The following is a 10,961-nucleotide window of genomic DNA, read 5'->3' on the forward strand; positions in this document are numbered from 1 at the left end:
ATGTCTGAAACGCGCACCCCGGTGCTCGTCGTCGGCGGCGGCCTGGGCGGCGTCGCCGCCGCGCTCACCGCCGCCACACTCGGCCTGCGGGTGGTCCTCACCGAGGAGACCGACTGGCTCGGCGGCCAGCTCACCAGCCAGGCCGTCCCGCCGGACGAGCACCCGTGGATCGAGTCCAGGTACGCCTCGGCCACCTACCGCCGCCTGCGCCGCACCATCCGCGACTACTACCGCCGCGCCTACCCGCTGCTCCCGGAGGTGGCCGCACAGCCGTTGCTCAACCCGGGGCTGGGCGTCGTCAGCCCGCTGTGCCACGAGCCGCGGGCGGCGCTCGCCGCGATCGACGAGCTGCTCGCGCCGCACCGCACGTCCGGCCGCCTGACCGTGCTGCCGGAGCACCGGCCGGTCGCCGTGGACGTGACGGGTGACCGGGTCGAGGCCGTGACCTTCCTGCGGCTCACCGACGGCGCGCGGGTGACCGTCGCCGCCGACTACGTCATCGACGCCACCGAGCTGGGCGACCTGCTGCCGCTGGCCGGCGTCGAGCACGTCGTCGGGGCCGAGGGCGTCGGCGACACCGGCGAGCCGCACGCCCCCGCCGTCGCCGACCCGCTGGACCAGCAGGCCGTCTCCTGGTGCTTCCCCGTCGAGCACCGGCCCGGCGAGGACCACACCATCGACAAGCCCGCCCGCTACGAGCACTGGCGCACCCACGTCTCCCCGTTCTGGCCCGGGCCGCAGCTCTCCTGGGTGGACGTCGAGCCCATCGACCTGACGCGGCGCGAACGCTTCATCTTCCAGCCCGACGGGCACCTGCCGGGCCGCCACGACCTGTGGCACTACCGGCGCATCGTCGCCGCCTCCCAGCACCGGCTCGGCACCATCGAGCACGACGTGACCCTCGTCAACTGGCCGCAGATCGACTACTGGGAGCTGCCCTTCGCCGGCCCGGACGCCGACCCGGCGGCGGCGCTCGACGGCGCCCGCTCGTTGTCGCTGTCGTTCCTGTACTGGATGCAGACCGAGGCGCCCCGGCCGGACGGCGGCACCGGCTACCCCGGCCTGCGGCTGCGCCCCGACATCGTGGGCACCTCCGACGGGCTGGCCAAGGCACCGTACATCCGCGAGGCCCGGCGGATCAAGGCCGAGTTCACGGTGCTCGAACAGCACATCGGCGTCGAGGCCCGGGGGGCGGAGGCCGGGTCGGAGGTCTTCCACGACGCGGTGGGCATCGGCTCGTACCGCATCGACCTGCACCCCAGCACGGCCGGGCGCACCTACGTGGACATCGACTGCTTCCCGTTCCAGATCCCGCTCGGCGCGCTGCTGCCGCAGCGGGTGGACAACCTGCTGCCGGCCGGCAAGAACATCGGCACCACCCACATCACCAACGGCGCGTACCGGCTGCACCCGGCCGAATGGAGCATCGGGGAGGCCGTCGGCGCGCTCGTCGCCCAGGCGCTGCAGAGCGACCTGCCGCCCCGCAAGATCCGCGCCGACGCGCGGCTGCTGGAGGACTTCCGGCGGCTGCTCTCCGGCACCCTCGGCGTCCCGCTGGCCTGGCCGGACGACATCCGCACCACCGCCTGCGGCCGCGCGCCCGCCGTGCCGCAGCTCGTCGAGGAGTGACCCGCGTGCGCAAGGACCACGAGCCCGGCGAGGGCGTCACGGACCGCGAGGTCGCGCAGGCCGTCACGGACCGCGAGGTCACGACGGCCGTCACGGTCCGGGACACGGCAGAGGGCCGCACGGCCCGGGAGAGCGGGGAGGGCGTCAAGGCGGGCGAGAGCGGCGCGGGTGGCGAAGGGGGCCGGGGCGGTGCGGAGGGCGTGATCGTCGAGGGGGCGCTGGCGGCGCTCGACCTGGAGACCAAGGTGCGCATCCTCTCCGGGCGCGACATGTGGTCGCTGCCCGCCGTGCCGGAGATCGGCCTGCGGCCGATCGTGATGAGCGACGGGCCGGTCGGCGTGCGCGGCACGCGCTGGAGCGCCGACGACCCCGCGATCACCCTGCCCAGCCCGACCGCGCTCGCCGCGACCTGGGACCCCGGTCTGGCACGCCTGGCCGGATGGCTGCTCGGGCAGGAGGCGCGCCGCAAGGGCGTGGACGTGCTGCTCGCGCCCACCGTCAACCTGCACCGCAGCCCCCTCGGCGGCCGGCACTTCGAGGCATTCTCCGAGGACCCGCTGCTGACGGGGGCGATCGCCGCGCCGTACGTGGCAGGCGTGCAGGAGCACGGCGTCGCCGCCGTGGTCAAGCACTTCGTGGCCAACGACGCCGAGACCGACCGCCTCACCGTGGACGTCGTGGTCTCCGAACGCGCCCTGCGAGAGGTGTACCTCGCGCCCTTCGAGGCCGTCGTGGCCGCCGGGGTGTGGGGGGTGATGGCCGCGTACAACAAGGTCAACGGCGTGACCATGACCGAGCACGCCGCGTTGCAGCGAGGCGTGCTGAAAGGCGAGTGGGGCTTCGACGGGTGCGTCGTGTCGGACTGGTTCGCCGCCCGCGGCACCGAGGCCACCGCGCGTGGCGGGCTCGACGTGGCCATGCCCGCGGCGGGAAGCCCCTGGGGCGAGCGGCTGGTCGCCGCCGTCCGCTCCGGCGCGGTGCCGCCCGAGGTCGTGGACGACCAGGCCCGCCGCGTGCTCCGCCTGGCCGCCCGCGTCGGCGCGCTGACCGCCGCCCACCCGCCCGCCCCGGACCACGACCGCCCGGCGGCACCGGACGACCGGCCGGCGGCACCGGGTGACCGCCCGCCGGCGGACTCCCGGCCGGACGGGTCGGAGGGCGGCCGGCCGGATGTGATCGATGGGGAGCGGCTGGCGCGGGAGATCGCCGTACGCTCGTTCGTGCTCGCGAGCGACCCCGGCGGGCTGCTCCCGCTGGACGCCGCCCGCCTGCGCAGCGTCGCCGTGATCGGCGCGCCTGCCCGGGACCCCCGCGTGCTCGGCGGCGGCAGCGCCCGGGTCTTCCCGCCGCACGTCGTCTCGCCGCTGGACGGCCTGACCGCCGCGCTGCCCGACGACGTGCGGATCACGTACGAGATCGGCGCCGACCCCAGGAGCACGCTGCCGCCGGCGGCCGGCCCGCACTGGCGGGACCTCGCCGGCGCCGCCGGGATCGGCGCCACGTTCCTCGGCCACCAGGGGGAGACGCTGCTGAGCATGACCCTGCCCGACGGGGCGGCGATCTGGCCGGACGTCTCCGACACGGTCGATCCCGCGCGGGTGGCCGCGATCGAGCTCGCGGCCCGGTTCACCCCCGGCGTGGACGGGGAGCACCGCCTCGCCGTCCGCTGCACCGGCCGCTACACGCTCACCGTCGGCGGCACCGTGCTGAGCGGCGTCATCGAGCCCGGCACCACCGACCTCGCCCTGCTCTCCACCGCCCCGCCCGAGCACCGCCACCACCTGCGCCTGCGCGCGGGCGAAACCGTCGAGATCACGGTCCACCACCCCATCGACCTCCACCCCGACCAGCCCTACGTCTCCCTGACCCTGGGCCACGGCGACCCGGTCGACGGCGAGGACGCGCTGCTGGAACGGGCCGAACGCGCGGCGGCGGAGTCCGAGGTGGCGATCGTCGTCGTCGGGACCACCGAGGAGGTCGAGTCGGAAGGACTCGACCGCGCCACGCTGGCCCTGCCCGGCCGCCAGGACGAGCTCGTCACCCGCGTCAGCGCCGCCAACCCCAGGACGATCGTCGTGGTGAACGCGGGCTCCCCGGTCGAGCTGCCCTGGGCCGGTCGCGTCGCGGCGGTGCTCCTGGCCTGGTTCCCCGGCCAGGAGGCCGGGCACGCCCTCGCCGACGTCCTGCTCGGGGCCGCCGAGCCCGGCGGGCGGCTGCCCACCACCTGGCCGGCCCGCGCGGAGGACTGCCCCGTCCTCGGCACGACGCCGGTCGGCGGCCGGCTGGCCTACACCGAGGACGTCCTCATCGGCTACCGCGCCTGGGAGCGCGCCGGCCGGCGGCCCCTCTACCCCTTCGGCCACGGGCTCGGCTACACGACGTGGGCGTACGAGTCGCTGTCGGGCGAGGGTCGGAAGGTCACCGTCACGGTCCGCAACACCGGCGATCGCGCCGGCCGCGAGGTCGTCCAAGTCTACGTCACCCCGGCGCGGGCGCCGCGCCGGCTGGCCGGGTTCGCGGCCGTGGCCGCCGAGCCGGGCCAGGCCGTGACCGTCACGATCGACCTCCCCGAACGAGCCTTCCAGCGCTGGGACGGCGGCTGGCGCCCGGTCGCGGGCGCCTACCTGGTCGAGGCCGGCCACAGCAGCGCCGACCTCAGGCTCTCCACGCGCCTCACCCTCTCCCACCCGGCCGGGCGCGCCGGGTGAGGCCGATCGGCCCGGCCGGCCCCTGACCGGCCGGGCCGCGGAATTCAGGAGACGGGCTCGATCCAGATGTCGCGGAAGCGGGGGTTCTCGCCGGGATCGCCGTGGTCCTGCAGCCGGATCCCGCCCGTCGCCGCGCTCTCCGGGAGGTGGTCGCCGGTGCCGCCGTCGATGGCCACGTCGTCGTGCACCACCACGCCGTTCCAGACGACCGTCACCCGCGCGTCGTCCGCCTTCACGCCCGCGTCGGTGTAGCGGGCCGCGCGGAAGGTGATGTCGTAGGTCTGCCACGTGCCGGGGGCGGTGGCCACGTTGCGGTCGGGCGCGCGCTTGGAGTAGATCGCGCCCGCCTCGTCGGCGGCCGGCGTGGTGTCGCCGTACGACTCCAGCACCTGCACCTCATAGCGCTCCTGGAGGAAGACGCCGCTGTTGCCGCGCTGCTGCCCGGTCACCTCCGGCGGGTAGTCCGGCTCGTACCACTCGACGTGCAGCCTGAAGTCGCCGAACGTCTGCCGGGTGCGGATGTCGCCGCCGTAGGACTCCATGGAGCCGTTCGCGACCGGCCACGCCGCCGCGCCGCCCGCCCGTTTCTCCCACGCCGCCAGGCTCGACCCGTCGAACAGCGCGATCCGCCCCGCCTTCGACACGGTGAGGTGGTCGAGGGCGACCTGCCCGGAGTCGCCGGAGTCGTACCGGTAGGCGACATGGTTCGCGCCGCGCCTCAGGTCGAGCGACTCGGTCTGGACGGCCCAGGAGCCCCACCCGCCGGTGGCGGCCAGGCGGGTCTGCCTGACCCGGGTCCCGTTGACGTACACGCTCACCGACGTGCCGGCCGGGGCCGCGTAGCGGAGCCCGACGTTGTGCCGGCCGGGGGAGTCCGCGCGCACCGTGAACGAGGTGCTCGCGCCCTCGGCCGTGTACCCGGCGACGAAGCCCGTGCCGGTGTGGCCCGGGTGCTCCGTGCTCACCTTCGCGCCGCCGCGCAGCGCGGCGCGCTCGGCCTCCAGCACCGGCCGCGCGGCCACCGTGATGGCGTCCAGGTTGACGTTGCCCGCGTCGCCGGCGTCATAGACGTAGGCGATGGTGTTCGCGCCCGCCCGCAGGGCCAGCGGCTCGACCCGGACGGCCCACTGGTCCCACGTCTCCGTGCTGGGCAACGGCACCTGCCTGACCTTGGCGCCGTTGACGTACACGCTGAGCGACTTCACGCCGGGCGCCGGGTGCGGGCCGTTGGAGTACCGCAGGCCCACGTGGTACGTGCCCGCCTCCGGGACCCGCACGGCGAACCGGGTGGCGGCGCCCGCGCTCCAGTAGCCGTCGACGAAGCCGCTCCCCGAGTGGCTCGGGTGGTCGGTGCCGAGCTTGGCGCCGCCGCTGTGGGCCGCGCTCTCCGCCTCGTACGTGCTGTCCGTCACCGGCCCGCCGGCCAGCGTGTTGAGCGTGTACCACGCCTCGGTGCTCCACAGCGGCTGCCCCGACGCCGAGCTGAACGGGCGCGGCGAGCGCAGGTGCACCACCCGCCCCGCCTTCAGGCCCGCGAGCTTGAGCGTGACCTTCCGGCCGCCGGCGGTCAGTTTCGCGGAGGTGACGGTCAGCGGCTCCTCGTCCACCTTGGGGCCGCCGTAGGTGGAGGCGGCGACGTACCGCCACTGGGTGGCCTGATACCTGGCGGCCAGCGACGCGGCGGTCTCCGCCGACAGCGGCTGGGTGTACTCCAGCTCGAAGCCGCCCTCCACCGCCCGCATCCGCAGGATGTCGAACGCCTTGGCGTCGCCGGGCGTCAGCTTCTGCAGGCCGTGGGTGAGCTTGCCCGGCTGGCCCCAGTTCCCGCCGGCGCCCAGGCCGCCCGCGTAGAGCGCGCCGTCGGGGCCCAGGCTGATCCGGTTGACCCCGGCCTCCAGCCCCTGGGTGAAGCGGAAGACCGCGCCCTGGTACTCGCCGCCGACCTTCTCCAGGTAGGCGCGCTGGATCCCGCCGTACGTGACGTCGCCGAACAGCACCTGCCCCGCGAACCTGCCGCGCTTCAGCACCAGAGGCGTGCTGGGGGAGTTGGCGATCTCGTTGTGCGGCAGCCACACCGCCGGCGGCGTGACCGGATGGGCGTCGAACGGGCCGTCCGGGTTGGTGTGGTGGTTGAAGAAGCGGTCCTTCTTGACGTGCACCAGCTTCGACGCCGGCAGCCAGCCGCCCTGGTTGTCCATCGCGAACAGCTCGTCCGACGGGCCCCAGCCGAGCCCGTTCGGGGTGCGCAGGCCGCCCGCGAGGTACTCGATCTTGCCGGTGGCCTTGCTGACCTTGACGGTCGTGCCCCGGTCCGGCGCGGGCTGCGGGTCGGTGGTGGCGCCGCCGTAGTCGATGGCCACGGAGAGGTTGAGGTAGAAGTGGCCGTCGCGGTAGAGCAGCCCGAACGCGAACTCGTGGAAGTTGCCGCCGAACGGCCAGGTCGCCACGGTCCGCAGATGGTCGGCGACCTCGTCGCCGTCGGTGTCGTTCAGCTCCACCAGGCGGGACTTCTCCGAGACGTAGAGCTTGCCGTCCACGTATGTGATGCCCATGGGCTCCTGCAGCCCGCTCGCGATCCTCTTCGTGGTCACCCGCTCGGGCGAGGTCTGGCCGGTGACGTTGCCGAGCAGGTAGACCTCGCCCAGCCGGGTCTGCGAGCCGCCCCAGGTGGCGATGGCCAGCCGGCCGTCGAGCAGCCAGTCCATCGCCGACACCTGCGGCTCGAACCCGGCCGGCCGCAGGTCGGTGAGCGTGAAGTCGGGGTGCACGGCGTTCAGCGGCAGGCCGTCGCCAGGGGAGTCGGCGCCGCTCTCGCACTCCTTGCGGCCCGGGGCGGTGACCCTCACGACGTCCGCGTCCGTGCTGAGCACCGAGGTCGGCACGACGGTGAAGCCGGCGGCGCCCGGCGGCCGCCACTCCAGCCTGAGCTGCTGGCCGTACAGGTGCTCGAAGTGGTCGACGCGCAGCGGGTGGTAGCCGGCGGTCAGCGTGATCGTGCCGTCCACGGAGACCGGCCCGTGCCGGCCGTCGTTGGTGATCACGACGGTGTCGCCGATGCGCAGCCGGGAGCCGTCGTCGCTGGTGAGCCGGAACTCGTACGTGCCGGCGGCGGGGATCTGGATGTTGCCGACCGCCTCGGTGACGAACATGTCGGTCAGGCCGAAGTCGGCGTCGGAGGTCCAGTCGATCGTGGGCATCAGCTTGTCCACGTTCGGGGTCTGGCCCGGCTTGAGCGTGCAGAGCTTGGACAGCTCGACCTGCACGTCGTAGGTGCGCAGGGTGATGCCCGGCTCCTGCGGCGGCACCTCCGCGCGCGCGTGGGCCGGTACGACCAGGAAGGCGAGGATGACGGTCAGCAAGACGGATAACAGCGAGATTTTCCGCATGGCCTGTCCCATCTCGGAGAGGGCGCCGCGTCCGGCGGGGGTGGGGTGCGGCATCGCCGGGACGCTCGGGTCCCTCGGCGGATGCCGGGTCTCATTCGCTGGAACGTGAGGAGGGTAACGCTGCTCTGCGCCGTAATATAAAGCGAGATCGTCGGATTGCCCATAGGCTTTCGCCGGAAATCGATGAAAGCTACGACATGTCAGGACGGAAGGCGTTCGCGGTCACCTTTCGCCGGTTTGCTGCGTCAGCGATATGACGTCCACCGATGAGAGGAACGATGGTGAACCCCCACGACCTGCTGGCCGTTGAGTTCGAAGGGCACCGCCCCCACCTGCGAGCGGTCGCGTACCGCATGCTCGGCTCGCTGAGCGAGGCCGAGGACGCGGTCCAGGAGGCGTGGCTGCGGCTGGCGCGCTCCGACTCCGGTGACATCGACAACCTGGGCGGCTGGCTGACCACCGTGGTCGGCCGGGTCTGCCTGGACCTGTTGCGCGCCCGCAAGACCCGGCGCGAGGAGTCGCTGGAGGATCGCCTGCCGGACCCGGTGGTCAGCCGGGTGGACGCCGCCGATCCCGAGCAGGAGGTGTTGCTGGCCGACTCGGTGGGGCTGGCGCTGCTGGTGGTGCTGGAGTCGCTGAGCCCGGCCGAACGGCTGGCGTTCGTGCTGCACGACATGTTCGGCCTGCCGTTCGAGCAGATCGCGCCCATCGTGGACCGCACCCCGGCCACGGCCAAGAAGCTCGCCAGCCGGGCCCGCCAGCGGGTCAGGGGCGCGGCCCCGAGCCCCGACCCGGACCCGGCCGACCAGCGCCGGGTGGTGGACGCCTTCCTGGCCGCCGCGCGCGGCGGCGACTTCGAGGCGCTGGTGTCCATCCTCGACCCCGACGTGGTGCTGCGCGCCGACGGCGGGGTGCTCACCAACGGCCTGAAGGTCATCCGCGGCGTCGCGGCCGTGGCCGGGCAGCTGGCCACCTTCCAGCGCATGGCCACCAGCGCCGCCGCCCACCCGGCCCTCATCAACGGCCTGGCCGGCCTGGTCAACACCATCGACGGCCGGTTGATCTCCGTCATGAGCTTCACCGTCTCGGAGGGCCGGATCGCCGCCATCGACATCCTGTCCGACCCCGACCGCCTGTCCCGCCTCGACCTGGCCGGCCTGGAGCCCTGACCGCCCGCCTCGGCCCGGGCGCGCTGGTACCCTCGGCCGCCGGGCCCGGCCTGGCCGGGCTCGATGTGACCGGGCTCGGCCCGGCCGGGCTCAAGGTGACCTGTCTCGGCCCGGCCGGGCTCAGAGCTGTTCGAGGCGGCGGGTGAGGAAGCGCCGCTCGGGGGCCGAGACGGCCAGGCCGAGCGCGCGGCGGTAGGCGGCCCGGGCCTCGTCGGCCCGGCCGAGCCGCCGCAGCAGCTCGCCGCGCGTGGAGTGGAAGTAGAGGTAGCCGTCCAGGTCCGGGTCGAGCCGGTCCACCGCGCGCAGCGCCGCGGCGGGCTCGCCGGCCTGGGCCAGCGCCGCGGCGCCGTTGAGCGCGACGACCGGCGAGCCGGTCAGAGCGGCCAGCCGCCGGTAGAGCGCGGCGACCTGCGGCCAGTCGATCCGCTCGCGCGCCTGCAACGAGGCGATGGCGGCCTGCACGACGTACGCGCCGCGCCCGCCCAGCGCGATCGCCCGGTCGAGCACCGCCCGCCCCTCGGCGAGCTGGGACAGGTCCCAGAGCGAGCGGTCCTGGTCGTCGAGCAGCACGAGCTCCTCGCCGTCCGCGCCGGAGAACCGCGCCCGCCGCCGCGCGTGGTGGATCAGCATCAGCGCCAGCAGCCCGTACGCCTCCGGCTGCGCGGGCAGCAGCGCGACCAGCACGCGCCCCAGGCGGATGGCCTCGGCGCCGAGGTCGATGCGGCCGCCGTACCCCTCGTTGAAGATCAGGTAGAGCACGGCCAGCACCGCGTCGAGCCGCTCGGGCAGCCGACGCGCGTCCGGGACCGCGAACGGGATCGCGGTCGCCTTGATCTTGGCCTTGGCGCGGGTCAGGCGGCGCTTCATGGTCTCCTCGGGCACGAGGAACGCGCGCGCGATCTCGGCGGTGCTCAGCCCGCCGAGCGCCCGGAGCGTGAGCGCCACCTGCCCTTCCAGCGGCAGCGCCGGATGGCAGCAGGTGAAGATCAGCTCAAGCCGTTCGTCCTTGATCACGGTGTCGTCGACCTCGTCCACGGTGGCCTCCGGCGCCGCCAGCAGGTGGATCTTCTCGGCCAGGGTGCGCTCCCTGCGGAGCCGGTCGATCGCCCGGTTGCGGGCCGTCGTGACCAGCCACGCCCCCGGCTTGTCCGGCAGGCCGGAGCCGGGCCAGTGCCGCGCCGCGATCGCGAACGCCTCCTGCGCGGCATCCTCGGCCCGGTCGAAGTCGCCGAGGAACCCGACCAGCGTGGCCACCACCCGGCCCCACTCCGCACGGAAGACCTCCTCCATCCCGCTCAGAGCCGCCCCACCGCCCCGTGCCCGTCCTCCCCGTGCCCGTCCTCCCCGCGCTGGTCCTCCCCGCGCCGGTCCTCCCCGCGCCGGGCCTTTCCGGCCCCAGTCTCCCCGCGCCCGGCACTTCCGCGCTCGGCATTCCGGAGCCCGGCCTGCCCGGGGCCGGGCGCGAGCGGCCTGACCTCCACCGTGCCGCCGAGCCGCACCGCCGGGATGCGCTCCGCCAGCTCCAGCGCCTCGTCCAGATCGGCCGCCTCGATCAGGCAGAAGCCGCCGAGCACCTCCTTGGTGTCGGCGAACGGGCCGTCGGTCAGCAACGTCCGGCCGCCGGCCATCCGCACGCACGTCGCCGTCTCCGCCGGCCGCAACTGCGCCGCGCCGACGCAGCGGTCGTCCTCGGCCAGCACGGCGTACTCCGCCTGGACCGCCTCCCGCTCGGCGGCCGGCAACCCCTCCAGGTAGCCGGGCTCGGCGTAGATCAGAAGTGCGTACTGCATCGTGAACCTCCCAGAGACACCACGTTCCCATCCTCATGACGAACGAGCCCCGGCGCATGGGACACCGTGATCGGCTCTATCCCTGGTTGGACATCGCCTACTCCCCAGGGTTGAGGCGAGCGCCCAGGTACGCGCGCGGATGGAGGCGGAAATCTGATCGAGGGTTGACGCCCCGTCCCGTCGGCTCTCTTACCGTTTTGCCGCAGTGGGGCCATGTCCCGCTGCCGCTGTTCTCTTCTCTCCGTCATCCCCTCCCGTCTTCGCTCGCCGGCCCGAGGA

6 protein-coding genes are annotated in these 10,961 nt (G+C 74.2%); 3 read left to right on the plus strand and 3 right to left on the minus strand.

The window, feature by feature from the left end; translation table 11 throughout:
- Positions 1–1,629 (plus strand): FAD-dependent oxidoreductase, encoded by a 1,629-nt coding sequence (locus IO39_RS21310; protein WP_043625812.1) that lies wholly within the window; start codon positions 1–3, stop codon positions 1,627–1,629.
- 5 nt (positions 1,630–1,634) lie between these two features.
- A complete protein-coding gene (locus IO39_RS21315) occupies positions 1,635–4,337 on the plus strand; it encodes a beta-glucosidase family protein (protein ID WP_245642106.1) in 2,703 nt (900 codons plus the stop codon).
- 44 nt (positions 4,338–4,381) lie between these two features.
- Here IO39_RS21315 and IO39_RS21320 read toward each other — a convergent pair whose 3' ends face one another.
- Positions 4,382–7,777: a 3-keto-alpha-glucoside-1,2-lyase-like domain-containing protein gene (locus IO39_RS21320; RefSeq protein ID WP_211267093.1), complete on the minus strand. Its 3,396-nt coding sequence runs from the start codon at positions 7,775–7,777 to the stop codon at positions 4,382–4,384.
- A 227-nt stretch (positions 7,778–8,004) separates the two neighbouring features.
- Here IO39_RS21320 and sigJ point away from each other — a divergent pair, with 227 nt between their 5' ends.
- Positions 8,005–8,892, plus strand: a complete 888-nt coding sequence (gene sigJ, locus IO39_RS21325) for an RNA polymerase sigma factor SigJ (protein WP_043626216.1) — start codon at positions 8,005–8,007, stop codon at positions 8,890–8,892.
- Positions 8,893–9,012: 120 nt separating this feature from the next.
- On the opposite strand, the gene IO39_RS21330 is transcribed toward sigJ, so the two are convergent.
- Positions 9,013–10,182, minus strand: coding sequence for an RNA polymerase sigma factor (locus IO39_RS21330; RefSeq protein ID WP_043625815.1), 1,170 nt, complete (start codon positions 10,180–10,182; stop codon positions 9,013–9,015).
- Positions 10,183–10,187: 5 nt separating this feature from the next.
- Positions 10,188–10,682, minus strand: a complete 495-nt coding sequence (locus IO39_RS21335) for a YciI family protein (RefSeq protein WP_063765320.1) — start codon at positions 10,680–10,682, stop codon at positions 10,188–10,190.
- Positions 10,683–10,961 lie beyond the last annotated feature (279 nt).

Origin of the sequence: Nonomuraea candida (genome assembly GCF_000725485.1) — a bacterium.
Taxonomy (GTDB): domain Bacteria; phylum Actinomycetota; class Actinomycetes; order Streptosporangiales; family Streptosporangiaceae; genus Nonomuraea; species Nonomuraea candida.

What these genes read in the sequence shown, in the direction of transcription:
- IO39_RS21330 (WP_043625815.1), bottom strand. Translation starts at nt 10,182, where the DNA reads ATGGAGGAGGTCTTCCGTGCGGAGTGGGGCCGGGTGGTGGCCACGCTG.
- IO39_RS21310 (WP_043625812.1), top strand. Translation starts at nt 1, where the DNA reads ATGTCTGAAACGCGCACCCCGGTGCTCGTCGTCGGCGGCGGCCTGGGC.
- IO39_RS21320 (WP_211267093.1), bottom strand. Translation starts at nt 7,777, where the DNA reads ATGCCGCACCCCACCCCCGCCGGACGCGGCGCCCTCTCCGAGATGGGA.
- IO39_RS21335 (WP_063765320.1), bottom strand. Translation starts at nt 10,682, where the DNA reads ATGCAGTACGCACTTCTGATCTACGCCGAGCCCGGCTACCTGGAGGGG.